This is a genomic window from Modestobacter marinus (assembly GCF_011758655.1).
Classification (GTDB): domain Bacteria; phylum Actinomycetota; class Actinomycetes; order Mycobacteriales; family Geodermatophilaceae; genus Modestobacter; species Modestobacter marinus.
In genome coordinates, this window is the sequence record NZ_JAAMPA010000002.1 from 435,240 (window position 1) to 459,222 (window position 23,983).

Annotated in this window: 20 protein-coding genes and 1 riboswitch; of the genes, 6 read left to right on the forward strand and 14 right to left on the reverse strand. The window is 74.5% G+C overall.

Annotation, left to right across the window (positions count from 1 at the left end; translation table 11 throughout):
• Nucleotides 1-17 precede the first annotated feature (17 nt).
• From FB380_RS18055 to FB380_RS18095, 9 genes are all read right to left on the reverse strand, one after another.
• Entirely contained in the window at nucleotides 18-896 is an 879-nt protein-coding gene (locus FB380_RS18055) for a formylglycine-generating enzyme family protein (protein ID WP_229682218.1), read from the reverse strand.
• A gap of 77 nt (nucleotides 897-973) precedes the next feature.
• On the reverse strand, nucleotides 974-3,079 hold the full coding sequence (locus FB380_RS18060; protein WP_166756722.1) for a dipeptide ABC transporter ATP-binding protein: 2,106 nt from the start codon (nucleotides 3,077-3,079) through the stop codon (nucleotides 974-976).
• Nucleotides 3,076-4,008 (reverse strand): ABC transporter permease, encoded by a 933-nt coding sequence (locus FB380_RS18065; RefSeq protein WP_166756723.1) that lies wholly within the window; start codon nucleotides 4,006-4,008, stop codon nucleotides 3,076-3,078. Before FB380_RS18065 ends, FB380_RS18060 begins: the two co-directional genes overlap by 4 nt.
• 5 nt (nucleotides 4,009-4,013) lie before the next feature.
• On the reverse strand, nucleotides 4,014-4,958 hold the full coding sequence (locus FB380_RS18070) for an ABC transporter permease (RefSeq protein WP_166756724.1): 945 nt from the start codon (nucleotides 4,956-4,958) through the stop codon (nucleotides 4,014-4,016).
• A gap of 269 nt (nucleotides 4,959-5,227) precedes the next feature.
• Nucleotides 5,228-6,781 (reverse strand): ABC transporter substrate-binding protein, encoded by a 1,554-nt coding sequence (locus FB380_RS18075; RefSeq protein WP_166756725.1) that lies wholly within the window; start codon nucleotides 6,779-6,781, stop codon nucleotides 5,228-5,230.
• A gap of 197 nt (nucleotides 6,782-6,978) precedes the next feature.
• Nucleotides 6,979-8,613: a sulfatase family protein gene (locus FB380_RS18080; protein WP_166756726.1), complete on the reverse strand. Its 1,635-nt coding sequence runs from the start codon at nucleotides 8,611-8,613 to the stop codon at nucleotides 6,979-6,981.
• Between the two features lie 112 nt (nucleotides 8,614-8,725).
• Nucleotides 8,726-9,049 (reverse strand): DUF202 domain-containing protein, encoded by a 324-nt coding sequence (locus FB380_RS25580; protein ID WP_208383676.1) that lies wholly within the window; start codon nucleotides 9,047-9,049, stop codon nucleotides 8,726-8,728.
• A gap of 17 nt (nucleotides 9,050-9,066) precedes the next feature.
• Nucleotides 9,067-9,456: a YidH family protein gene (locus FB380_RS25585; RefSeq protein WP_166756728.1), complete on the reverse strand. Its 390-nt coding sequence runs from the start codon at nucleotides 9,454-9,456 to the stop codon at nucleotides 9,067-9,069.
• Nucleotides 9,449-10,093 (reverse strand): TetR/AcrR family transcriptional regulator, encoded by a 645-nt coding sequence (locus FB380_RS18095; RefSeq protein ID WP_166756729.1) that lies wholly within the window; start codon nucleotides 10,091-10,093, stop codon nucleotides 9,449-9,451. The genes FB380_RS25585 and FB380_RS18095 overlap by 8 nt, the downstream gene beginning before the upstream one ends.
• Before the next feature lie 207 nt (nucleotides 10,094-10,300).
• Here FB380_RS18095 and FB380_RS26060 point away from each other — a divergent pair, with 207 nt between their 5' ends.
• Nucleotides 10,301-11,038, forward strand: coding sequence for an IclR family transcriptional regulator (locus tag FB380_RS26060; protein WP_208383677.1), 738 nt, complete (start codon nucleotides 10,301-10,303; stop codon nucleotides 11,036-11,038).
• Between the two features lie 195 nt (nucleotides 11,039-11,233).
• Here FB380_RS26060 and FB380_RS24880 read toward each other — a convergent pair whose 3' ends face one another.
• Nucleotides 11,234-12,061 (reverse strand): fumarylacetoacetate hydrolase family protein, encoded by an 828-nt coding sequence (locus FB380_RS24880; protein ID WP_166756730.1) that lies wholly within the window; start codon nucleotides 12,059-12,061, stop codon nucleotides 11,234-11,236.
• On the reverse strand, nucleotides 12,058-13,161 hold the full coding sequence (locus tag FB380_RS18110) for a cupin domain-containing protein (protein ID WP_229682217.1): 1,104 nt from the start codon (nucleotides 13,159-13,161) through the stop codon (nucleotides 12,058-12,060). Before FB380_RS18110 ends, FB380_RS24880 begins: the two co-directional genes overlap by 4 nt.
• Before the next feature lie 284 nt (nucleotides 13,162-13,445).
• Here FB380_RS18110 and FB380_RS18115 point away from each other — a divergent pair, with 284 nt between their 5' ends.
• Nucleotides 13,446-15,899 carry a glycoside hydrolase family 3 protein gene (locus FB380_RS18115; RefSeq protein ID WP_166756731.1) on the forward strand — a complete coding sequence of 818 codons (2,454 nt, stop codon included), beginning with the start codon at nucleotides 13,446-13,448 and terminating at the stop codon, nucleotides 15,897-15,899.
• A gap of 95 nt (nucleotides 15,900-15,994) precedes the next feature.
• On the opposite strand, the gene FB380_RS18120 is transcribed toward FB380_RS18115, so the two are convergent.
• Nucleotides 15,995-17,398 carry a threonine/serine exporter family protein gene (locus tag FB380_RS18120; protein ID WP_166756732.1) on the reverse strand — a complete coding sequence of 468 codons (1,404 nt, stop codon included), beginning with the start codon at nucleotides 17,396-17,398 and terminating at the stop codon, nucleotides 15,995-15,997.
• Nucleotides 17,399-17,749: 351 nt separating this feature from the next.
• Nucleotides 17,750-17,865: riboswitch (cyclic di-AMP (ydaO/yuaA leader) on the forward strand.
• A gap of 2 nt (nucleotides 17,866-17,867) precedes the next feature.
• Here FB380_RS18120 and FB380_RS18125 point away from each other — a divergent pair.
• Entirely contained in the window at nucleotides 17,868-18,818 is a 951-nt protein-coding gene (locus tag FB380_RS18125) for a VldE C-terminal domain-containing protein (protein WP_166756371.1), read from the forward strand.
• A 318-nt stretch (nucleotides 18,819-19,136) separates the two neighbouring features.
• Entirely contained in the window at nucleotides 19,137-20,528 is a 1,392-nt protein-coding gene (locus FB380_RS18130) for a cytochrome P450 (RefSeq protein ID WP_208383679.1), read from the forward strand.
• A 138-nt stretch (nucleotides 20,529-20,666) separates the two neighbouring features.
• On the opposite strand, the gene FB380_RS18135 is transcribed toward FB380_RS18130, so the two are convergent.
• A complete protein-coding gene (locus tag FB380_RS18135; RefSeq protein WP_166756733.1) occupies nucleotides 20,667-20,870 on the reverse strand; it encodes a hypothetical protein in 204 nt (67 codons plus the stop codon).
• Nucleotides 20,871-21,118: 248 nt separating this feature from the next.
• Nucleotides 21,119-22,120, reverse strand: a complete 1,002-nt coding sequence (locus FB380_RS18140; protein WP_166756734.1) for a universal stress protein — start codon at nucleotides 22,118-22,120, stop codon at nucleotides 21,119-21,121.
• A gap of 204 nt (nucleotides 22,121-22,324) precedes the next feature.
• On the opposite strand from FB380_RS18140, the gene FB380_RS18145 reads away from it, so the two are divergent.
• Nucleotides 22,325-22,879 carry a flavodoxin domain-containing protein gene (locus FB380_RS18145; RefSeq protein WP_166756735.1) on the forward strand — a complete coding sequence of 185 codons (555 nt, stop codon included), beginning with the start codon at nucleotides 22,325-22,327 and terminating at the stop codon, nucleotides 22,877-22,879.
• Between the two features lie 96 nt (nucleotides 22,880-22,975).
• The gene (locus tag FB380_RS18150; protein WP_166756736.1) at nucleotides 22,976-23,974 is read left to right on the forward strand and encodes an Acg family FMN-binding oxidoreductase; all 999 of its coding nucleotides are present in this window, start codon (nucleotides 22,976-22,978) and stop codon (nucleotides 23,972-23,974) included.
• The last annotated feature ends 9 nt before the right edge of the window (nucleotides 23,975-23,983 follow it).

A 23,983-nucleotide genomic window follows, 5' to 3' on the forward strand; every position in this document is an offset into this window, starting at 1 on the left:
CCCGCGGTCAGGAGGGGTCAGTCGGCGTCGCGGGCGCAGCGGAACCCGGTGTTCCCGCCGGCGCTGCCCATCTCGTTGCGGGTGCGGGCAGCCACCCGGTAGCGGTTGCAGTACGAGTCGTGGCAGAGGTACGAGCCCCCGCGCATGACCTTGCCGGGGCCGGCCGCGGGCCCGGCCGGGTCGCGGACCAGGCCGGTCGGGTGGTCAGTCCCCCACCAGTCGGCGCACCACTCCCACACGTTGCCGGCCATCTGGTGCAGCCCGAAGTCGTTGGGCGGGAAGGCATCGACCGGTGCGGTGCCCGCGAAGCCGTCCTCGCGGGTGTTCTTCACCGGGAAGCGGCCCTGCCAGATGTTGGCCCGGTGCTCGCCGCCCGGGGTGAGCTCGTCGCCCCAGGGGTAGCGCCGCTGGTCGAGCCCACCGCGGGCGGCGTGCTCCCACTCCGCCTCGGTCGGCAGCCGCTTGCCCGCCCAGGTGGCGTAGCTGACGGCGTCGTCCCAGGAGACGTGGACGACCGGGTGGTCGCCCCGGTCCGTGATCGAGCTGCCCGGTCCCTCGGGCCGGCGCCAGTCGGCGCCGGTGACCGCCGCCCACCACGGCGTGACGTCCGGACGCGGGGAGATCCGGCGCAGCTCGCCCGGCAGGAAGCCGGCGAACACGTAGGACCAGGAGAACCGCTCGGCCTCGGTGACGTACCCCGTGGCCGCGACGAAGGCGGCGAACTCGTCGTTGCGGACGGCGTACCGGTCGATCAGGAAGGGCGACAGCTCGACCTCGCGCACCGGGCCCTCGCCGTCGGAGGAGAAGCCGTCGGTGTCGGTCGTCCCCATCCGGAAGGTGCCGCCGGGCAGCTCGACCATGGCGTCCAGGCCCACCACCGGGCCGGCCGGTGGCACCCGGGGCACCGGGCCCGGCGCGCGCCGGCCGGGGGGCGCGGAGTCCGCCCCCCGGGCCGGCGCGCAGCAGGAGCCGGTCACGACTGCGCCCCCGCGGGGGACAGCTCCCCCGCGAAGTGGCACGCGGCCAGCTGACCGGTGGCGGTCGGCTCCAGCGCCGGGGCCTGCTCGATGCAGATCGTGCGGTCCGGGTGCGCGAGCGGACCGATCGGGCAGCGGGTGCGGAACCGGCAGCCCGACGGCGGGTTCTTCGGGCTGGGCAGGTCACCGCCCAGCACGATCCGCTCCCGGTCCTTCTCGGCGGTGTCCGGGACGGGCGAGGAGGCGAGCAGCGCCGCCGTGTAGGGGTGCTGCGGGTTCCCGTAGACCGACTCGACGTCCCCGACCTCGACGAAGGAGCCCAGGTACATCACGACCACCCGGTCGGAGAGGTGGCGGACCACCGACAGGTCGTGGGCGATGAACAGGTACCCGAGGTCGAACTCGTCGCGCAGCGATTCCAGCAGGTTGATGATCTGCGCCTGGATGGAGACGTCGAGGGCGGACACCGGCTCGTCGAGGATGAGCAGCTTCGGCCGCGCCGCCAGGGCCCGGGCGATGCCGACGCGCTGGCGCTGGCCGCCGGAGAACGCGTGCGGGTACCGGTCCAGGTGCCGTGCGTGCAGCCCGACCCGCTCGACCAGGCTGCGGGCCTCGGCGTCCCGCTCGGCGGCGGGCACACCCCGCACCGCGAGCGCCTCCTCCAGCGACTGGCGGATCGTGCGCCGGGGGTTGAGCGAGGCGTAGGGGTCCTGGAAGACGTACTGGACCGTCTCCCGCAGCGCCTTGGACCCGGCGGCCTCCTTCGACCCGACGACGTGGTCCCCGACCGTGATCGACCCGGACGCGGCGGGGTTGATCCCGACGATGGTGCGGGCGAGCGTGGACTTCCCGCAGCCGGACTCGCCGACCAGCCCGAGCGTCTCGCCGCTGGACACGGTGAGGCTGACCCCGGCCACCGCGTAGACCGGCTCGTGCTTGCGGAACAGGCTGCGCTTGTCGCCGGCGACGTCGACCTTGAGGTCCTCGATCTGCAACAGCGGCCGCGACTCGCTGGTGCGGGCCGATCCGGTTGCCTCGTCCGCCCGCAGCGGCGGGATCTCCACCCCGCGCTGGGTGACGTGGCAGGCGGCCAGGTGGTGCGCCCCCTCCCGCGGCAGCAGCTCGGGGACCCGCTCGGCGCACTCGTCCTCGGCCAGCCGGCAGCGCGGCTGGAAGGGACACCCCGGCGGCAGGTGCGCGGGGTCCGGCGGCGAACCGGGGATCGCCGGCAGCCGGCGGCCGGCGGACTGCTCGTCGATGCGGGGCATCGCGGCGAGCAGGTCGGCGGTGTAGGGCAGCTGCGGACGGCGGAAGATCGTCTCGACCGGCCCGCGCTCCATCACCCGGCCGCCGTACATGACCACGACGTCGTCGCACATCTCGGCGACCACGCCCATGTCGTGGGTGATCATGATGACGGCGATGCCGAGCTCGTCGCGCAGCTGCCCGAGCAGCCGCAGGATCTGCGCCTGGATGGTGACGTCCAGCGCGGTGGTCGGCTCGTCGGCGATGAGCAGCGAGGGCTTGCTGGCCAGGGCGACGGCGATGACCACCCGCTGGCGCATGCCGCCGGAGAACTGGTGCGGGTACTCGTCCAGCCGCCGGTCGACGTCGGGGATGCCGACCTGCCCGAGCAGCTCCCGGGCGCGGGCCCGGGCCGCCTTCTTGTCGGTGCCGTGCACGATCAGCGCCTCGGCGATCTGGTCGCCGACCGTCATCACCGGGTTCAGCGCCGACTGCGGGTCCTGGAAGACCATGGCGATCTCCTCGCCGCGCAGCTCCCGCATCGCCTTGTCGTCCAGGGTCAGCAGGTCGGTGCCGCGGTAGTGCACCTGGCCGGCGGTGATCTGCCCCGGCGCCCGGACCATCCGCAGGATCGACCGGGCGGTGACCGACTTCCCGGAGCCGGACTCCCCGACGATGCCGAGGACCTGGCCGGGGCGCACCGTGAAGCTCACGTCGTTGACCGCCCGGACCACCCCCTCGGCGGTGCGGAACTCGGTGCGCAGACCGCGCACGTCGAGCAGGACGTCGGAGCTGGGGGCCTGGACGGCGGTGGCGTCCACCGCGGTCGCACCCGAGTGCTGGGAGGAGAGGGTCATCGCCGGTTCGCCACCTGGTTGAGAGCGTCGGACAGGAGGGTGAAGGCCAGCGCCAGCAGCAGCAGCATGACGCCGGGGCCGATGACGTAGCTCGGCAGCGTCTGCACGTACCGGGCGCCGACGTTGAGCATCGCGCCCAGCGAGGGGTTGGGCGGGTTGATGCCCAGGCCGACGATGGACAGGCCGGCCTCGATGAAGATCGCGACCACCATGAACACCGACGCCTGGACCAGCAGCGGGTCGACCACGTTCGGGAGGATGTGCCGGGTCATGACCGTGGAGCGCTTGACGCCGAGCACCCGGGCGGCCATCACGTACTCCCGCTGCTCCTCGCTGAGCAGCCCGGCGCGGGCCATCCGGCCGAAGCCGGGCAGCCCGGCGACCACGATGGCCAGGAACAGCGCCAGCCACCCGGTGCCGATCACCAGCACGATCATGATCCCGAGGATCAGCCCCGGGAAGCCGAGGATGATGTCCAGGATCCGCTGGGTCACCGACCCGAGCGTCTTGGACAGGTACCCGGACAGGCCCAGCGCGGTGCCGATCACCATGCTCACCGGCACCGCGGTGAGGATCAGCGAGAGGTCGGTCCGGAGGCCGTAGATCGTCCGGGTGAAGATGTCCCGGCCGAACTCGTCGGTGCCCAGCCAGTGGGCGCCCGACGGCCCGGCCAGCGCGCCCCGGCCCTGCTGGTCGTACCCGCCGGGGAAGAGGACCGGCGCCAGCAGCGCCACCCCCACCAGCAGCAGGAGCAGGACGGCGGCGGCGATGCCCTTAGGCGTGCGGAGCGCGCTGGCGTACCGCGACCACGCACCACCACCGGTGCGGCGCCGACGGCGCGCGGCGGGTGCGGCGGGGACCGGTCCGGAGCCGGGGTCCCCGGAGACGTCCCCGGGGCCGTTGTCGGTCGTGTCGATTGCCTTGGTCATGTCGATCAGCCCAATCGGACGCGGGGGTCGAGGGCGGCCAGCACGACTTCGGTGAGCAGCTGGCCGACGACGGCGATGAAGACGGCGAAGACGATGAGCACCTGGACGACGGTGTAGTCGGCGCTCTGCGCTCCCGAGACGGCCAGCTGGCCCAGGCCGTTGCGGGCGAAGATGGCCTCGATGACGACCGCACCGGCGAGCAGGTCGCCGAAGCGGATCCCGATCGCCACCACGGCCGGGCCGAGGCTGTTGCGCAGCACGTGGCGCAGGCTGATCCGCCGCGGCGGCACCCCCTTGCTCACCGCCAGGTCGATGAACTCCTCCTGGCGGATCGCCAGCATCCGGGTCTGCACCAGCCGGGCCACGCCCGCCGACATCGGCAGCGCCAGGGCCAGCGCAGGCAGCACCAGGTACTGGATCCCGATCGAGGGGTCCTCCAGCACCGACACCTCACCGCTGGTGGGCAGCACCCGGAACGCCACCCCGAACAGCAGGATGAACAGCAGCCCGACCAGGAAGGGCGGGGCGGCGAGCAGGCCTGTGTTGGTGCCCTCCACCAGCACCCGGGCCCAGCGGGCACGAGCCGAGCCGGCCAGCACGCCGAGGCCGATGCCGAAGACCACGAGGAACAGGCCCGCCAGCAGCGCGAGTTCCAGCGTGCTCACCACCCGGTCACCGATCAGCTCCGACACCGGGCGGTTGAACCGGAGGGACTGGCCCAGGTCGCCGGTGAACAGCCCACCGATCCAGTCGAAGTACTGGCTGATCAGCGGCCGGTCGAGCCCCAGCTCGGTCCGGATCGCCGCGATCGTCTCGGCCGAGGCGTCCGGGCCGGCCACGACCGCAGCCGGGTCGCCCGGTACCAGCCGGGGCAGCAGGAACGCGATCACGCTGGTGGCGACCAGCACCAGCGCCACCGAGGGGATCCGCCGGATCAGGAAGCGGGTCATGTCAGCGGACCTGACCCGGACCGGAGCGCGGGGCGGCGGCGATGGGGGTCGCCGGCCGTTCGGCCCGGATCGCCCGGTGCCGGCCGGATCCGTCCGCCACCCACACTGGTGACGGCTGCGGGCTTGCTCACGAATGCACTCCTCGGGGGGATCGGCGATGTCCGGCCGCAGCGCGGCTGGTCCTGTCCGGGTGCGTGCCGTCGGTGGGTGTCACCGGCAGCCCGCAGTGGCCGGGAGCGGTCTCGTGGACGACCGCTCCCGGCCGGTGCTCACTCGACGTAGCAGGTGGTGGCGGGGACCCAGCCGCCGAGCACCACGTCGACGTCCTGCAGGTCGGTGCTCTGCACGCTCGTGCCCGGGACGGTGACCAGCGGGTGCAGGAACGCCTGGTCGTTCATGTACTCGGTGAGCTCGTGGACGGCCTCCGCGCTCTCCTCGGCCGTCGTCGCCCCGATCACCGCGGTGGCCAGCTCGGTGTACTCCGGGCTGGTGAACTGCCGGTGCGCCCCCTCCAACCGCAGGTCGGCGTTGGTCTGCAGCAGGAACGACGGCGAGCCGTTCAGACCACGGAGGGAGAGGTAGTTCCCGCCCGTGCCCGCCGACAGCCGCTGCTGGTAGTCCGGCGGCGCCAGCGCGGTGAGCGTCGGGGTGAGCCCGACCTCGGTGAGGTTGTTGGCGATGATCTCGTACTCGGCGGCGATGACCGGCAGGTTGATGATGGTGATCGGCACCTCCGTGCCGGCGGCCCCGGCCTCCTCGATCAGCTGCCGTGCCTGCTCCGGGTCGTACTCGTAGGCACCGGTGAGGTCCTCCGGGTAGTTCGCGGACGCGGCGGCCCAGTAGAGGCCATCGGTCGTCCCCCGCCCACCGAAGACCTGCTCGTTGATCCGGTCCCTGTCGATGGCGTGGCCGATGGCCTGGCGGACCCGCTGGTCCTCGACGGCGTCCAGGATGATCGGGTAGGTCCCGTTGATGGTGCTCAGCAGCTCGAACTGCGGGTTGCCCTCGGTGACCGAGAGGGCGTCCTGGACCGTCAGGCCGTTGGACAGCTGGGCCCGGCCGGACCGCAGCGACGACACCTGCGCGGTGGAGTCGGGGATCGTCGTGCTCTCGATGCGGTCCAGGTACGGGAGCCCGTCCTGCCAGTAGTCGTCGTTCTTGGTCAGCACGATGTCGGCGCCGGGCGAGTAGCTCTCCACGGTGAACGGTCCGGTCCCGATGATCTGCGAACCGTCGGCGAGCCCCGCGTAGGTCTCCGAGTCGACGATCGGGGTGAGCGCCAGCGTGCTGGCCAGCGTGTCGGTCAGCGGGGTCTGCGACGTGATGGTCACCTCGTGCTCACCGGTGGCCTCCACCTCCCAGCCGGCCACGATCGCCTTGACGTCGGAGACGGTGGCCGGGTCGAGAGCCTGCTGCATGGTGAAGACGACGTCGTCCGCGGTGAACGCCCGGCCGGTGTGGAAGGCGACGCCCTCGCGGAGCTGCAGCACGGCGCTGAGGCCGTCGTCGCTGATCTCCCACTCGGTGGCCAGTGCCGGCTGGGGGTCGTCCAGGTCGACGGTCGAGACGTTGATCAGCGGCTCGAAGACGGCGCGCGCCCACATCAGGTTGGTCGCGCTCTGCGCCAGGACCCGGCTGACCTCGGGAGCCGACGAGTTCGCGGCGACCACGGTCCCACCCTGCTGGCACTCCCCGCTGCCGCCCTCGGCCGCGGCCTCGTCGGCCTGGTTGACCGCCGAGCTGCAGCCGGCGGCCAGCAGCGACGTCAGGGCGACGGCGGCGAGACCCGCTCGGCGCCGCCGGATTCCGGTGGACTTCCGCATGGACAGACTCCTCACTGAGTTCTGGGGCCGGGGGCAACCAGCGGAGCCCTCGGTTTGCACGGTCGCGCCGGTTCGCTGTGATGCGGACCACGTGATGCAGCTAACTTACCGAGCATTCGGTAAGGGGCAAGCCCTCTCGCCGGCGAGATGCCGATGTGACCGAACCGTTACCTGCCGAGGCGGGTCGGTCCCGCCGCTCAACGCAGGCGGACGGCGACGTCCTCGCTGGGCTCGTGACCGAGACGCCACGCGCGGAACCAGACCTGCTCGGCGGTCGGGGGGTCCACCGGGCCGCTGTAGAGCCTCCAGTGCCGGCCGTCCTGCTCCGGCGACCCGATGGCGCCGGCGAGGAAGCCCGCAGGGACCGTCTCCCCTGCCGGATCGGTGGTCCAGCCGAGGGAGGCGCCGGGCGTGCTGCAGGTCGCGACCAGCCGGCCGTCCTCGACCGCCACCTGCGGCGCATCGGTGGGGCGCAGGCGCCCGCTGGGCCGCCACTGCTCGATCAGCTCGTCCTCCGGGAGCTGTCCCAGGTCACCGACCTCCTCGATCCAGCCGTCCAGCGCGCGCCGCAGCCGGTCGAGCACCTCCGCGTGCGCCGGGTCGGTGGCGAGATCAGTCGTCTCGTGCGGGTCCGCGTGCAGGTCGTACAGCTCCTCGGCGGGCTTGCTGGCCGCCACCACCGATCGCTGCAACGGGGTGAGCACGTCGCGCACCTGCCCGGCGGCGAGCTGGTTGCCCTCCAGCGAGTGCAGCCGCCGGAGCTCCGCCCACGTGGCGAGGTGGTCGGGGTACTCGCAGTGCTGCATGCCCGAGCGGTCGGGGTGCAGGTTGCGGATGTAGCGGTACCGCTCGTCCCGCACGGTGCGGCAAGTGTCCTCCTGCACGTCCATCCGGTCCCGCCCGCCGAAGGCGTACTCGTTCTGCACCAGGAACTCGCCGTCCCGGTCGAGGAACGGCTTGGCCTGCATGTGCTCGGGCACCGGGATGCCGCAGACCTCGAGCATGGTCGGGGCGAGGTCCATCAGCTGGACGATCTCCGTGCGCCGTTGCCCGGGGGCGAGGACGCCCGGCCAGCGCACGATCAGTGGCTCGCGCAGCCCGCTCTCGTAGGACCACCGCTTGCCCCGCGGCATGCCCAGCCCGTGCTCGCTCCAGAACACGACGATGGTGTCCTCCGCGAGCCCGTCCTCCTCCAGCTGGTCGAGGAACTCCCCCGCCCAGTGGTCCATCTCGGTGATCAGGTCGGCGTACCGCGCCCAGGCCTGCCGGAACACCGGGGTGTCCGGGTGGTACGGCGGCAGCGGCGCCTCCGCCGGGTCGTGCCGTTCCTCCGGCAGCAGCCGTGCGGTGCGCGCCGCGAAGGCCTCGTCGTCCAGGTAGATCTGCGACTCGTGGGTGATCATGCCCTGGAAGGTGGCGAAGAACGGGGTGTCGTCGGTCGGCCGGTTGCGCCAGTGCGCCGTCTCGCTGCAGTCGTCGAACGCGGTGCCGGGCGTCTGCACCTGGAAGTCGGTGAACCAGTTGTTCGTCGTGTACCAGCCGGCCGCCCGGAAGTACTCGGTGAACAGCGTCACCTCCGGCGGGGGCACCGCCTTGGTGCGCATGTGCATGGTCCCGATCGAGATCGGGTGACAGCCGGTGTAGATGGCCGACCGGGACGGCGCGCACACCGGGGCGCTGGCGAAGGCGTTGTCGTAGACGACCCCCTCGGCGGCGAGCTGGTCCAGCCGGGGGGTGACGGCGTACTCGGCACCCGGGTACACGCCCTGGTAGCACCCGAGGTGGGGGTTGATGTCGTGGGTGCTGATCCAGAGCACGTTCGGTCGCCGCACTGCGATCGCCTTCTTCCTGGTCGGGTCGCCCGCCGAGGACGGCTCGGGCGTGGCGGAGGTGACGCAGGTAACTTACCGACCACTCGGTAAGGACACCAGGGGTCTCGGCGGGTCAGTCGCCGAGGACGAAGGCGAGGGCCAGGAGGCCGACCAGCACACCGGAACAGGCGAGCGCCGCGATGGGCACGCCGGCCTGGCGGACACCGGTGAGGTCGCCCCGGGTCGTGAGCGACTGGTGCACGACCCGGTAGCGACGGCGGGCCGCCACGGCGACCAGCGCCGCCTGGGCCAGCCCGGCCACGGCGGCGACCAGCGCGAGGGCGCCGAGGACCGGCACGGCCAGCCGGCCGGCACCGACGGCACCGACCGCCATGGCCAACGCGGTGCGCCGCCAGGCCAGCGCGGTGCGCTCGGCCTGGAGTCCGGTGTCGAACACCCGGCCGGACGGTGGGCTCACCGCAGGAGGAGCCCGATCAGCACGAGCAGGCCTGCCGCGGTGACCCCGACGGCGGTCAGCAGCCCCAGCCGCGGCGAGGGCAGCGGTCGGGACTGCCGCATGGCCCGCTCGGTCGCCACCCAGCCCGCCCACGCCTGCACGGGGGCGAGCAGGCCGAGGACGATGAAGACGAGCGCGCTCGCCAGCCGGACGCCCTCCGCGATGGGGAGGTCGAGCGCCTCCAGCGCCACGCCGGCGGCCAGCAGGGCGAGGGAGGTGCGCATCCAGGCCAGGAAGGTGCGTTCGTTGGCCAGGCTGAACCGGGGGTCCGGCTCCTCCCCCGTCCCGTAGACGCGCTGCGGGAACCGGCGGTCCGCACGTCGACCCGTCGTCGCGCCCTCAGCCATCCCGGCGAGCACCGCCCTGCCGGACCGCCCCCACCGCGCCGTCGGGGCCCGCCGCGAGCCGTTGCAGCGACGCCTCCAGCAGTCGGCACATGTCGACGGGGGGCTGCATGAGCCACTGCAGCTGCAGCCCGTCCATCAGGGCGATCAGCTCCGACGCCAGGCCCTCGGGGTCGACCGTCGGGGCGAAGCGGCCCTTCTCCTGGTCCAGCACGATCCGGCGCGCGATGACCCCCCGGATGCGCTGGTACCTGTTCTGGAAATACTCGTGCGCCGGGTGGGCCGGGTCCAGGCTCTCGGCCGCCGTCACGGTGTACAGGCGCACGAGTTCGGGCTGCTCGACGTTGCGCGCGCACAGCGCCGTCAGCCAGTCGACCACGCTCGGGTCCTGGCCACGGAAGAGCTCGTCGAGGTAGTGGGTCTGCACCTCGTCGCGCTCCTCGAGCACGGCCAGGATCAGCGCCTGCTTGTTCGGGTAGTGGTGCAGCAGGCCGGGCTGGGAGACCCCGACCCGGGTCGCGACGTCGGCCAGGCTGGTGCCGTGGAACCCGGTCTCGGCGAAGGCCTGCGCGGCCGCGGCCAGGATCTGCTGCCGACGCTGCGTCCGGGGCAGGCGCAGCCCCTCGATGCGTTCAGCCACCAGGACAGGTCCCCTTGTCATCGACGGACGGATGCGTGGGCACTGAGCCCCGTGACGAGGATCATGCCACGAGGTATGTCACTTACCGAACGGTTGGTAAGCCACCCGCCCGACCCGGTGGTGATCCGGCTCCCCACCCGCGACCACGGAGCGGCCCACCGGCGAGCCGGGGGCCGCCGCGGGAGACCGCCCGGCTAGCGTTCGGGCGTGCCGAAGGCCGCCGGTGTGCCGCCCTACCGTGTCGAGGCGGTCGACAAGGCCCTGCAACTCCTCCTCCTGCTGCAGCGCCAGGACTCCGTGGGGGTCACCGAGGCCGCCGCGCACCTGGGCGTGGCGCGGTCCACCGCGCACGGTCTCCTCGCGACCCTCCGGCACCGTGACTTCGCCGTGCAGTCCGGGGACCGGCGGTACCGGGCCGGCCCCGCCCTGCGTCGCGCCCGCCCCGGCGGGCAGCACTCCCCCGGGCTGCTGGCCGAGCTCGCCGGGCCGCTGGTCGCCAGGTTGCGCGACGAGCTCGACGAGACCGTGCACCTGATCGTCCTCGCCGGCAGCCAGGCCGTCTTCCTGATCAGCGAGGAGGGCCGGCAACCGCTCCGGATCGGCTCCCGGGCCGGCACCCGGCTCCCGGCGCAGCACACCTCCGGCGGCAAGGTCCTGCTGGCGGCGCTGCCCCCGGAGGAACTGGCCCGGCGGTTCCCCGACGACGAGCTGGCCGAGGTGGAAGCCTCCCTGGCCCGGGTCCGTCGGACGTGGCTGGGCGTGAACCGCGGGGAGACCGAGCCGGGGATCGGCGCGGTCGCGGTCCCGGTGCGGGACGACGCCGGCACGCCGATCGCGGCGCTGGCCGTGTCGCTGCCCCTCATGCGGCTGACCCGGCAGCGGCTCCCTGAGCTCACCGACGCCCTGCACCGGTCGGCTGCCGCGATCAGCGCGCTGGCCGGCTGAGGTCGCCGATCACCGCCGCCTCCGTGCTGGACGGCGCGACCGCGGCGGACCGGCCGGTGACCCGGGAACCGACCGCCGCGAGCGGTCCCCGGGTCAGGGCCGGCCCGCCCCCACCGCCGCCCGTCGGCGTCGACCGGGACGTGCCGGACCGTGCCTCGCCGGCGCGTCAGCGGGCCAGCAGCTCGGCCGGGGCGGTCACGGACGCTGCTCGGCCACGCAGGTGTTCCGGCACTCCCCCAGCCCGGCGATGGCGGTGGTCAGCACCGAACCGGGGGTCAGGTACCGGGGAGGCGTGCGGGCGTGACCGACGCCGCCGGGGGTGCCCAGGGCGAGCACGTCGCCGGGGTGCAGTGTGAGCACCGTGGAGACGTAGGCGATGGTGGCGACCGCGCCGAAGACCAGGTCCGCGGTGTTCGCCGACTGCACGACCTGACCGTCGACCGCGCAGGTCAGGTCCAGCGCGGACCCGGCCTCGTCGGGGGTGACGAGCTCCGGGCCGAACGGGGTGGTCGCCTCGAAGGTCTTCCCCTGCAGCCACTGCAGGGTGCGGTACTGCCAGTCCCGGGCGGTGACGTCGTTGAGCACGCTGTACCCCGCGATGGCCGCGGCCGCGGTCTGCTCGTCGGCGTGCCGGACCGTCGTCCCGATCACGACCGCCAGCTCGGCCTCCCAGTCGACGGCGCCGGAGGCGGCGGGCAGGACCACGTCGTCGCGGGCGCCGACCAGCGCCTCGGGGTACTTGGCGAACAGGGTCGGATGTGCCGGGGTCTCCCGCCCCATCTCGGCGATGTGTGCGCCGTAGTTGACGCCCACGCAGATGATCTTGCCCGGGCGTGGGACGACCGGGGCGTGGTCGAGTCCGGACGGCTCGTGCGCCGGGCCGTCGGCGGCCTCGGCCAGCGACCGCCAGCCCGGCTCGGCCAGCAGCGCGCCGACGTCGGCGTGACCGGTCTCGACGGCTCGGTCGGCGTCGACCCGCACCGCTCGGGTGCCGGCCGGGGTGCGGATGGTCGCGAGCCTCACGCCGACACCGCCGTCCGCAGCAGCGACAGCTTCTCGAAGATCGGCGCGTCGCTGAAGGTGAACAGGTCCAGACCGGCCTCGGACCGCAGGCCGAACTCGGTCCAGGCGGGGACGGCGACCACGTCGCCGTGCTGCAGGTCCTGCTCCTGGCCGTCCAGGACGACGGTGCCGCCGCCGGAGAAGACCTGCCACACCGAGGACGCCGAGGTGCGGGTGCGCCGAGTCGTCGTCCCGGCGGCGAGCCGGTGCATCTCGGTGCGCATCGTGGTGAGCGCGTCCCCGCCGGTCGTCGGGTTGGTGAACCGCACCGCGGCGTGCCCGGGCTCGACCAGCGTGCCGGCCACCCCCTCGGCCGCCAGCTCCAGCTGGGCGGTGAGCGCGGCGTCGGTGTGCACCCAGCGGTAGGCCATCAGCGGCGAGCACGGGCGCGCGCCCAGCGCGCCCACCGGGGTGAGGCCGGGTCCGCCCCACAGCCGCTCGTTGTCCGACCGCTCCGGGGTCCGCCTGTCCCGCACCTCCTCCGGCCCGAACTCGAAGAAGCCCTGGTCGGTCTGTGCGACGAAGGGGATGTCCAGGCCGTCGAGCCAGGCCATCGGGGTGTCGGAGACGTTCTGGTGGCCGTGGAAGTGCCAGCCCGGGGTCAGCAGCAGGTCACCCCGGCGCATGGCGACCGGGTCACCGTCCACGACGGTCCACACGCCCTCGCCCTCCAGCACGAACCGGAAGGCCGACTGCGAGTGCCGGTGCTCGGGAGCGTGCTCGCGCGGGCCGAGGTACTGGATGGCAGCCCACAGCGTCGGGGTGGTGTACGGATCGCCGGGCAGCCCCGGGTTGCCCAGGCTGATCGCCCGCCGCTCCCCGCCCCGTCCGACCGGCACGAGCTCTGCACTGCGCGCCGCCAGCGGGTACAGCTCGGCCCACCGCCAGCGGTGCGGGACCGCCGTCGGCCGCGGGGTGGAGGGCATGAGCCCCTCCCTCGTCGTCCACAGCGGGGTCATCCCCACGGCGTCGAGGTCCCGGTACAGCTCGGCGAGCCGGGCCTGGTGCGCGGGGCTGTCGAAGTCCGGCGGTGCAGCGGCCGGGTGGTCCAGTGCGGTCACAACGGGTCTCCTCCGGGGGTCTGCCCGAGCGAGGGGCGGGCACCGGGCCGCGTGGCCGGGCCCGTCACCAGGGGCGAACGGGACGCTAGGACGACGTTCGGGGCTGCTCAACGAACGGCCGACACCGTTCGGCTCTGCCGAACGCCGCCATCGGGCCGAGGAACGTCCCGCCCGCGGCCGAACTCATACCTACCGAATGCTCGGTAAGGCGCTAGGGTGGGCCAGGTCACTCCCTCCCTCCGCACCAGCGCCCGCGCCGGCGCCGGCTCGACCGAACGGATCCCATGACGCACACCCCGGCCCGCGCCCACCTGGACCTCGCCGACGCGCTGGCGGCGCTGACCCTCGAGGAGAAGGTGCAGCTGCTCACCGGCCGCGACTTCTGGACCACCTGGCCCATCGAGCGGATCGGACTGCGTCGCATCCTGGTCTCCGACGGCCCCTCCGGGGTCCGCGGCGAGGTCTGGGACGAGCGCGACCCGTCGCTGAACCTGCCGTCGGCCACCGCGCTGGCCGCTTCCTGGGACCCCGACATCGCCCGCCGCTACGGCGCCGCCGCCGCGGTCGAGGCCCGGCGCAAGGGCGTCGACGTCGTGCTCGGCCCGACGATCAACCTGCACCGCTCCCCCGTCGGCGGCCGGCACTTCGAGGCCTTCAGCGAGGACCCGGTGCTCACCGGCGAGCTCGCCGCCGCCTACGTCACCGGCGTGCAGGACAACGGGGTCGGCGCGACGCCGAAGCACTACGTGGCCAACGACTTCGAGACCGACCGCTTCACCGCCGACGTCCGGGCCGACGAGCGCACGCTGCGCGAGCTGTACCTGCTGGCGTTCGAGAAGTCGGTCACCGAGGCCCACGCCTGGGTGGTGATGAGCGCCTACAACTCCGTCAACGGCGCCACGGTCACCGAGAACGAGCTGCTGGAGACCCCGCTGAACAGCGAGTGGGGGTTCGACGGCGTGGTGATCAGCGACTGGACGGCGGTCCGCAGCCTGGCGTCCGCGACGGCGTCGCAGGACCTGGTGATGCCCGGCCCGGACGGGCCGTGGGGCGATGCGCTGGTCGCCGCGGTCCGCGCCGGGGAGATCGCCGAGGACGTCGTCGACCGCAAGGTGCTGCGCATCCTGACCCTGGCCCAGCGGGTCGGGGCGCTGGGCGACTCGTCCCCCGCGGAGCCGGTCTGGGTGGAGGACGGCATCGCGTTCACCCGCGAGGCGGCCGTCGAGGGCACCGTGCTGCTGGAGAACCGGGGCGACCTGCCCTGGGACGCCGCTGCGCTGCGCTCGGTCGCGGTCATCGGCAACAACGCGGCGGCCGCCCGCACCCAGGGCGGCGGCAGCGCCACCGTCGTCCCCGAGTCCACGGTCTCCCCGCTGGACGGCCTGCGGGCCGCGCTCCCCGGCGTGGACGTCGGCTACTCCCTCGGCGCGGTCGTGCAGAACGGGGTCGTCGAGCTGCCGCTGGGCCAGCTGACCAACCCGGTCAGCGGCACACCGGGGCTGCGCGCCCGGTTCCTGGCCGCCGACGGCACCGAGCTGTTCGGCGAGGACCGCCGGGCGAGCGACCTCGTGTACTTCGGCGGCGACGCGCCCATCGAGGCAGCCGCCAGCTACGAGCTGACCACCCGCTGGACCCCCACCGAGTCGGGCACGGTGCGGCTCGGGTGCGCCCTGGTGGGCCGGGCGCAGGTCCACGTCGACGGCGAGCTGCTGCTCGACGAGACCCTCATCCCGGTCGGCACCGACCTCGGCGCGGCGTTCCTGAGCCCGCCGACCGCGTCGACAGAGGTGCGGCTGACCGCCGGCACCCCCCTGGACGTCCGGCTGGTCCTCGACCTCGGCGACCGCGTCGGCTTCAACTCCCGCGCGATGTCCCTGCGGCTGGGCACCGAGCCCGCCGACGCCGACCCCGACGCCCTGATCGCCGAGGCCGCCCGCGCCGCGGCCGCCGCCGACGTGGCGCTGGTGGTCGTCGGCACGAACTCGGTGGTGGAGTCCGAGGGCTACGACCGGGAGTCCCTGGCCCTGCCGGGCCGGCAGGACGACCTCGTCCGCGCCGTCGTCGCGGCCAACCCGCGCACCGTCGTGCTGGTCAACGCCGGGGCCCCGGTGCTGATGCCCTGGCGGGAGGAGGTCGCTGCCCTGCTGGTCGGCTGGTTCGGCGGGCAGGAGTTCGGGAACGCGGTCGCCGACGTCCTGCTGGGGCTGGCCGAGCCGGGCGGGCGACTGCCGACCACCTGGCCGGCGTCCGAGGCCGACGTGCCGGTGCTCGACTGCACGCCGGTCGACGGGGTCGTCGAGTACGCCGAGGGGGTCCACATCGGATACCGCGCCTGGCTGCGCGCCGGCGCCGCACCGGCGTACTGGTTCGGCAGCGGGCGGGGCTACACGACCTTCGAGCTGACCGGTGGCGACGCCCCGACCGTGGCCGCGCCCGGCGAGACGGTGACCGTGACGGTCGAGGTGACCAACACCGGCGAGCACGACGGCAAGGAGGTGGTGCAGGTCTACGCCGAGCGGCCGGACTCCGTCGTGGACCGTCCGGTGCGGTGGCTGGTCGGTTCGGCCGCCGTGCGCGTCCCCGCCGGGCAGGCCGCGCGGGTCGACGTCGCGGTGGACACCCGGTACCTGGCGCACTGGGCCGACGGCTGGCAGTACGAGTCCGGGCCCTTCCGCCTCCGCGCCGGCACCTCGGCCGTGATGCTGCCCTGCGAGTGGACCGTGCAGCTGCACGGCTGACCGGGAGGACCCGGCTGCTCCCCTCCGGGAGCAGCCGGGCGCCGCGCCGCCACGTCCCACCTCGGCTCAGGAGCGCACGATCCGCCCGGGGCTGTTCAGTGGGCGCTGGTCGCGTGGCGCCGCACCCGGCGGTCGAAGCGGTCCCGCCGGCCACCCAGCGGCCGGCCGAGGTAGCGGCCCAGCACGACCCCGGCGGCCAGCGCCAGGCCGATCGCCGCCGCCCCCACGAGCGCGTTCACCCCACTCCCCACGTCGCCCTCCACGACCACCGCGAAGAGCCCCCGGTAGATCGCCAGCCCGGGCAGCAGCGGGACGATGCCGCAGACCGCGACGAGCAGCGGCGGGATGCGCAGCCGATCGGTGAGCGTCTCACCACAGAAGCCGACCACGACGGCCGCCGCCGCGCTCGCCACCGCCTCACCGGCACCGGACGCGGCCGCCACCGACGACGTCGTCCACGCCAGCGCGCCGGCCACCGTGGCCACCGCGATCGCGACCGGGCGGGCGTGCGAGGCCAGCGCCCAGGACGCGGCCATCCCGGCCGCCGCGACCAGCGCCACGACGGAGGGCACGGTCGACGTCCCGGGGTCCAGCACCCGCAGCGGCACCTCCGCCCGCTGCGCCAGGTCCAGCACGGCGGCGATGCCGACGACGATGCCGGTGGTCAACGTGAGCACCTCGAAGGCCCGGGCCGCGGCGGTGACCGGGAACCCGCTGATCGCGTCCTCCGCGGCGCCCACGAAGGAGAGGCCGGCCAGGAGGACCACGATCCCGGCGGCGACGACCAGCGAGGTGCGCACCTCGACCTCGCCGACGACGAGGAGGACGGCGGCCCCGGTGGCCACCGCCGCGCCGGCGACCTGCTGGAAGAACATCGGGAGCCCGCGCCGGTCGAGCGCCCGGATGGTCAGCTCGATGGCGGCCGTCGTGACCGCCGCGACCAGGGCCACCAGCCAGCCGCCACCGAGCAGGACGGCGACGCACGCCGCCACACCCGACCAGCCCAGTGCGTGGATCGGCCGACGGTAGGGGTGCGGCGCGGACAGGACGTCGTCCAGCTGGCGGTGCGCCTCCTCCAGGCCCAGGCCTGCCGTCTTGAGCTCCGCCGCCAGGTCGGTGATGCCCTGGAGCCGGGTGTAGTCCAGACCCCGCGGCCGCACGATGCGCATCAGCATGATCGGCGGGACGTCGTCCGGGTCGTAGCTGATCGTCAGCGAGGTGAACGTGATGTCGACCTGGCAGTCGGTGAGCCCGTAGCCCGCCGCCACGCGCAGCACCGTTGCGGTGACGTCGGCGGCCGAGGCACCGACCGCCATCATCGACTCCCCGATGCGCAGGGCCAGGCCGAGCGCCGAGCGCGCGGTGCCCGCGTCGACCCGGCTGGGCTGGGCCCGGAGGGCCAGCGGTGCCGTCGGCGGACCGGACCCGGAGATCGCCTTCCGCGCCCGGTCCGGCAGGCGCGCGAACCGCCGGCTGCGGTCCTGGGTCACGGGGTTCATCACGGTCAGGTTACGGAGCGGCGCGGCAGGCGGGCCGCTCCCCGACCACGGTCGGGCCGTGGCCTTCCCCACAGCGCGCCCGCACCCCGCAGGCGCGGTGCCCCGAGGCGGGGTGCATGGCCCATCGCGTGGCCGGAACCGGTGCCGGACACGCGCTCGGCGCCCCTCGATCCGCCCCGGACGGCGTGCCGTCGGCGGCACGCCGAGGACGTGACGATCGTCACGGAGACAGCCCACCTGCCCGTCCATAACGTTCCGGTCACGCCGACATCGTGGGCGTGGCGCCGGTCCGCTCAACCCTGCCTGCCGGCCGCCATCCAGGACTCTCAGGGCAGGGGTGGGGGACCCACTACACCCGGCGCGCCGACACATCGGTGGGCGCGCCTCGGGGTGAAGCCGGCACCGCCGGCCGGGCACCGATCGCCCGAACCCGACAGCTAACCCCTCCGGCGGTGATCGGAGATCACTCATGCCCAAGCACAGCCCGTCCCGCTTCGTCCGCCTCCCGGTCGTCGCGGGCGCCTCCCTCGTCACGCTCGGCCTCCTCAGCACCCCGGCCCTGGCCCACACCACCCCGGCACCCGAGGCCTCCCCCGCCCAGGTGGACCGGCACACCGCCGAGCAGGGCGACCCGGCCGCGGCGGGGAACCGGCACTCCTGGCGGGAGCTCTACCAGCGCCACATCGCCGCCTTCGGCGGCGGGGACACCGGGGCGCTGACCCCGGGGCAGCTGCGGTTCCTGCTCGGCTCGGAGGACGGTCCTGTCCCGACCGCCCCGGCACCCGAGATCGCCCCGGAGGTCGTCGCGGCACCTGAGGCCACCCCGGCACCGGAGGTCGTCGCGGCACCCGAGGTCGTCGCTCCGGCCCCCGAGGTCATCGCGGTACCCGAGGTCGTCGTCCCGGCACCGGAGGTCGTCGTCCCCGAGGTCGTCGTGCCGGAGGTCGTCGTGCCGGAGGTCGTCGTGCCGGAGGTCGTCGTGCCGGAGGTCGTCGTGGCCCCGGCGCCCGCCCCGGCACCGGTCCCCGCAGTCGTCGTCGCCGCGCCGTCGGGGCAGGCCCAGATCACCAACAGCGCGGGTCCCGTGCAGCCGCGGGCCCAGGCCGCCGCGGACGCCGTCGTGCGCGACGTCCCGGGCGCCGCCGGCATCACCATCGGTGGGACGCGGGCCAGCGCGACCGACCCGAACGGCCACCCCTCCGGCCGGGCACTGGACTACATGGTGATGTCCGACGCCGCGCTCGGGGACGCCATCGTCGCCTACCACATCGCCAACTGGGACACCCTCGGCGTGGAGTACGTCATCTGGCAGCAGCGCATCCTCACCTCGCCGACCGGTTCCTGGAGCCCGATGGCTGACCGCGGGAGCCCGACGGCCAACCACATGGACCACCCGCACGTGAACTACCTGGCGGGCTGAGCCTCCCGGCTCCGCTCCACCGGGAACCCACGGTGCCCCTCTGCCCGCGTGCAGGCAGGGGGGCACCGTGCTGTCCGCCCCCGGAGGGCCGCCGACGGTCTCCGGTCGTCCGCATGGGATGGTCGGGTCAGCGCCCACCGCCACGGAACGGAGCGCCACGGCTCGGCAGCGTCGAGGTCGACGGCGCGGGGCCCGTGGACCCGACGGGGTGGCACGGTGGACGTCGCGGCGATCAGCACCCGGCGCCGGTCGGGGTCGCCCGCCGGTGGGCCCGGCGGAGCTGACGTCACGCCGGTGCCCGGACGACGACGAGGGATCATGTCCACGACCGACTCAGCACCACGCAGCTCCGGGCGTCGCCGCGTGCGGCGGACCGTGGCCCTGACCACCCGGCCGGCGAAGCGGCGGACGAGCGGCTGGCCGCGGCGCCAGCGCAGCGCCCGGGCGGTGGCCCGGGCCTGGCTGGGGCGCATGGTGGAAGGACGGATCCGCCGGAAGGGCATCGACCTCTCCGAGCTGGCCTTCTTCCCGGAGAGCGCCCGGCTCCCCCTGCTGCGGCACGGCGTGGACCCGGTCCCCGAGCTCGCCGCGCTGCGCGCCCGCTGCCCGGTGGAGCGGCTCGACCTGCCGATGGGGCTGACGGCCCACCTGGTGACCGGGTACGAGCAGGCCCGCACCGTCCTGAGCGACCGTGACTCCTACAGCAACGACATCCGGCACCTGTTCGGTGACGCCGGGCCGGGGTCGACGGCCGACGTCGGCGGCCTGGGCTTCACCGACGCGCCGCTGCACACCCGGCTGCGCAAGCTGGTGGCCCCCGAGTTCACACGCCGCCGGCTGGACCGGCTGGAGCCCACGGTCGAGGCGATCGTCACCCGCCGGCTGGACGAGCTCGCCGCCGCCGGGTCACCGGCGGACCTGGCCGAGCACGTCTCCTGGCGGGTCCCCATGGACGTGATCTGCGGGTTGCTGGGGCTGGACGACGCCGACCACGAGGCCTTCGTGCGGCTGGGCACCCAGCGCTTCGACGCGACCGGCGGTGCGGCCGCGGCCCTCGGCGCGGTGTCCGAGCAGAAGCGGATCCTCCTGGACGTGGTGGCCCGGCAGCGGACGGCGCCCGGGGACGGCCTGATCGGGCGCATCCTGCAGGCCGAGGGCGACGGCATCTCCGACGACGACCTCGCCGGTCTGGTCGACGGGATCGTCACCGGCGGCTACGAGACCACCGCCAGCTCCCTCTCCCTGGGCACCATGGTGCTGCTGCGCGACCCCGGGCACGCCGCCCTCCTCCGGAACGGCTCACCGGCCGACGTCGACGGCGTGGTGGAGGAGCTGCTGCGCTACCTGTCGGTGGTCCAGGTGGCCTTCCCGCGGTTCGCGAAGCAGGACCTGGAGCTGTCCGGCTGCCCGGTCCGGCAGGGCGACCTCGTGGCCGTCTCCCTCAGCGGCGCCGACCGCGACCCGGCCTGGGCCGGGCCGGAGCCCGACCGGTTCCAGCCGGGGCGCTCCCCCGCCGGCGGGCACCTGGCCTTCGGTCACGGGGTGCACCGCTGCGTCGGTGCGGAGCTGGCCCGCATGGAGCTGCGCATCGCGCTCCCCGCGCTGTTCCGCCGCTTCCCGGACCTCGCGCTCGCCGTCCCCGAGGAGCAGCTGCGCTGGCGTGGGCTGTCCTTCGTCCACGGCGTGGAGGAGCTCCCGGTCTCCTTCTGACCGGAGCCGCACCTGCGCGGCGGAGGCACGGGACGTCCGGGACGAGGCAGGGGCGGAGCCGGCCGGCGGAGGCGCTCGTCCTCGCGCCGGCCCGGGCCGCTCCCCCGGTGCCGGGCCGACCCGGGCGGGGCGGTCGGGTCAGCGTCCGCGCTGCTGCCGGCGGGCCACGTACACCAGGCCGCCGAGCACCACGGCGAGGGGCAACCAGGGCGGCAGCCCGAACGGGCCGAGGATCAGCCCGGCCACGAACAGCAGCAGCTGGAAGGCCACGAAGAAGCCCACCAGCAGCACGGCGAAGAAGACCACAGGCCGCTCGACCTGCAGACGGCGCAGGTAGTCCATCCCACATCCCCTCGTCGGTGTGCGCCCCGCACGGGCACCGGGTACCTCGACAGGTACATCGGCAGGCAGGGCGCGGGGTCCAGCCGACGCGCACCTGGCCCCGGCTCGAAGTCCCGAAGGTACGGCAGGAGCCGCTGCCCGGGCCGTCGATCCGGGCAGCGTCACGTCCAGGCGCTGAGGGACCGCCGGGGGGTGGACGGTCCCACCCTCGGCGGCCCCGCGCGGGGTGATCGCGGGGTCGGGGTCGGTCAGGCGTTCACGGTGGCCCGCTGCGTGGTCCCGGTCGGCGCCCGGTCCGGCAGCGGGTGCACCACCATGACCGCCCCGGAGGCGTGCATGGCGCAGGCCAGCGCCACCGACCCCAGGAGGAGGCCACGGAGCGCACCGTGCCCGCGGCTGCCCACGACGAGCAGTGCGGCGCCGGCTGCCCACTGGCCGAGGATGTCGGCAGGAGCTCCCTCCGCGACCACGACCCGGGCATCCGGCGACCGACCGCCGGAGCCGGTCCGGTGTTCCTCCAGGACGTCCTCGAGCATCGCCTCGCCGCCCCGTTGCAGGTCCCACCGCACCTCCTCCGCGGTCGGGACGACGACCGTCGACAGGGCCATCCAGTGGTCGGCCATCTGGTACGTGGTCACCGCGACGACGTCGGTCCCCAGCCGGGCCGCCTCGGCCACTCCGGCGAGCAGTGCGGCGCGGGAGGCGGCCGACCCGTCGATGCCGACGATCACCGGGCGCCGGCGCGCGTGGCCGGTCGAGGAGGGGTGGACCACCACGACCGGGCAGCGCGCATGGGTGACGCAGTGCAGCGCGACGGAGCCCAGGACGACGCTGCGCACGGCGCCCCGCCCACGGTTGCCGACCACGACGAGGTCCGCGTCAGCGGATGCGTCGACGAGCTCCTGCGCGGCCGGGCCCACGGAGACCGCCGTGGTCACCCGCACGTCCGCCGCCCCGGGGACCGCGGCGACCGCCGGGTCACCGCGGACCTCGTCGACCATCGCCTGCACGCGCGACTCCATCTCCTCCCGCACGGCGGAGATCGACGGCACGCCCAGGGGGTAGCCACCGACCCACACCGTCTGGACCGACCAGGTCGCCACCACCTCCAGGTCGGCACCCCGTCGCGCGGCGGCCGCCCATGCGTACACCAGCGCTGCTCGCGAGCCCGGGGAGCCGTCGACGCCCACGACGACCCGGGGTGGCCGAGGTGTGTCGGTGGCTCGGTCGTCGGATGTCGGCTCGGACATGGGACCTCCTCGTGCTGACCCGCCCGGTCACGGGGGAACAGGCCTCACGATGGCCGTGTCCCCCTCGGGTGGGCAGGGACCGAGGTCCCTGCCGGCGCCACGCAGGTCCCTGGACCACCGCGGCGAGCACGACCTGACCAACGTCCCCCGGTCCCGGGGCCGCCGGCCCTCGTCACCCCCGACCCGGGGGACGAGGGTCCGCCCATGACCGCTGGACTGCCCGTGCTCGTCGGCTACGCCACCGCAGCCGGTTCCACCCAGGGGGTGGCCGAGCGCATCGCGGGACGTCTGCGCGAGGCCGGCCTGTCCGTGACCTGTGCGCCCGTGGACCCCGGGCTGGACCCCCGGGCCTTCTGTGCCTGGGTGCTCGGCAGCGCCGTCCACGGCATGGCGTGGCTGCCGTCGGCGACCGACTTCCTGAGCCGAGCGGCGGCGACGCCACGGCCGTGCTGGGCCTTCAGCGTGGCCGGGGTGTCGCCGTCCGGCCCGGTGCGGCGCTGGATGACCGACCAGGAGGTCCGGCGAGTCCAACGGGGGTTCCCTCCCGGTCTCGCCCTGGAGGACCACCAGCTCTTCGCCGGCGTCGTGGACACGACCCGGGTCGGCTGGGCCGGCCGCGCGTTCTGGCGGGCCCTCGGCGGCCGGCCCGGTGACCAGCGCGACTGGCCGGCGATCGACCGGTGGGCGGCCCAGGTCGCCGCCCAGCTGTCCGTCGCCGCCACGCCGGCGTCGGGACAGCGCGCACCCCGCAGCGGCTGACGTCCCGGGTCCGGAGGACCTCGTCCCCTGCCCCGTCCCGGCCGCCGACCGCGAGGCTCGGTGGCGTCCGCCCGCCCCCAGCTCCGAGGAGTCCTGGTGCCCACCGTCCCCGTCGATCGTGTCACCGCCCGCGCAGCCATCGCCCTGGCCAACCGCGCGCCGTCGGTGCACAACACCCAGCCGTGGGCGTGGCGGCTGGGAGACCACTCGATCCACCTGTTCGCTGATCCGACGCGCGCGCTGCCGGCCACCGACCCGACCGGCCGGGACCTGCGGATCAGTTGCGGTGCGGCGCTGCACCACCTGCGCGTGGCCCTCCTGGCGGCCGGGTGGTCCACCACCGTCCACCGCCTGCCGGACCCGGGCCGCCCCGATCACCTCGCGGCGATCGAGCTGTGCCCCGGGGAGCCGACCGCCGAGCAGCTGATGCTGGCCGCGGCCATCGAGAAGCGGTGCACCGACCGCCGGGTGATGTCCACCTGGCCGCTCCCCGCGGAGCTCGTGGCGGAACTCGAGCAGGCCGCCGAGCGGGAGGGGGCCGCGTTGCGGGTGGTGTCCCGGGACACCGACCGCCGGCACGTCGCGGCGATGATCGCCCATGCGTCCATCGAGCAGTCGCTCGTCCCCCAGCTGGTGCAGGAGACGGCGGCCTGGTCAGGTCGCGGCCGGGCCGCCCCGGACGGGGTCCCCGCGGCCAACGTGCCGTCGGGTCCCGACGGCACGTTCCCCGTCCGGGCCTTCGCTGCCCGGGGGCAGCAGCAGGAGAGCGTGGGCAGGGACGAGACGGACGGGACCGTCCTCGCCCTGCTGGCGACCCCCGACGGCTCGCCGCGCGCCGAGCTGGCCGCGGGTGAGGCACTGAGCGCGGTGCTGCTCACCGCCACCCGCTGGGGAGCGGCCAGCGACCCGGTCAGCCAGCCACTGGAGGTGCCCTCGACCCGGGCGGACCTGCGTCGGAGACTGCTGGCCGACAGCGGCGAACCGCAGGTGCTGCTCCGGTTGGGCTGGGCGTCCATCAGCACGGAGCCCGTCCCGCGCACCGGGCGACGCCCGGTGGACGAGACGATCCGGCCGCTGGACGCGCCCTGGGGCTGACGGCGCTCC

Excerpts from the sequence above, each read along its gene's own strand:
- FB380_RS25585 (WP_166756728.1), bottom strand. The coding sequence starts at position 9,456 with ATGGCTGAGGGCGCGACGACGGGTCGACGTGCGGACCGCCGGTTCCCG.
- FB380_RS18075 (WP_166756725.1), bottom strand. The coding sequence starts at position 6,781 with ATGCGGAAGTCCACCGGAATCCGGCGGCGCCGAGCGGGTCTCGCCGCC.
- FB380_RS18120 (WP_166756732.1), bottom strand. The coding sequence starts at position 17,398 with ATGAACCCCGTGACCCAGGACCGCAGCCGGCGGTTCGCGCGCCTGCCG.
- FB380_RS18070 (WP_166756724.1), bottom strand. The coding sequence starts at position 4,958 with ATGACCCGCTTCCTGATCCGGCGGATCCCCTCGGTGGCGCTGGTGCTG.
- FB380_RS18125 (WP_166756371.1), top strand. The coding sequence starts at position 17,868 with ATGCCCAAGCACAGCCCGTCCCGCTTCGTCCGCCTCCCGGTCGTCGCG.
- FB380_RS18135 (WP_166756733.1), bottom strand. The coding sequence starts at position 20,870 with ATGGACTACCTGCGCCGTCTGCAGGTCGAGCGGCCTGTGGTCTTCTTC.
- FB380_RS18060 (WP_166756722.1), bottom strand. The coding sequence starts at position 3,079 with ATGACCCTCTCCTCCCAGCACTCGGGTGCGACCGCGGTGGACGCCACC.
- FB380_RS18145 (WP_166756735.1), top strand. The coding sequence starts at position 22,325 with ATGACCGCTGGACTGCCCGTGCTCGTCGGCTACGCCACCGCAGCCGGT.
- FB380_RS18115 (WP_166756731.1), top strand. The coding sequence starts at position 13,446 with ATGACGCACACCCCGGCCCGCGCCCACCTGGACCTCGCCGACGCGCTG.
- FB380_RS18065 (WP_166756723.1), bottom strand. The coding sequence starts at position 4,008 with ATGACCAAGGCAATCGACACGACCGACAACGGCCCCGGGGACGTCTCC.
- FB380_RS18140 (WP_166756734.1), bottom strand. The coding sequence starts at position 22,120 with ATGTCCGAGCCGACATCCGACGACCGAGCCACCGACACACCTCGGCCA.
- FB380_RS18130 (WP_208383679.1), top strand. The coding sequence starts at position 19,137 with ATGTCCACGACCGACTCAGCACCACGCAGCTCCGGGCGTCGCCGCGTG.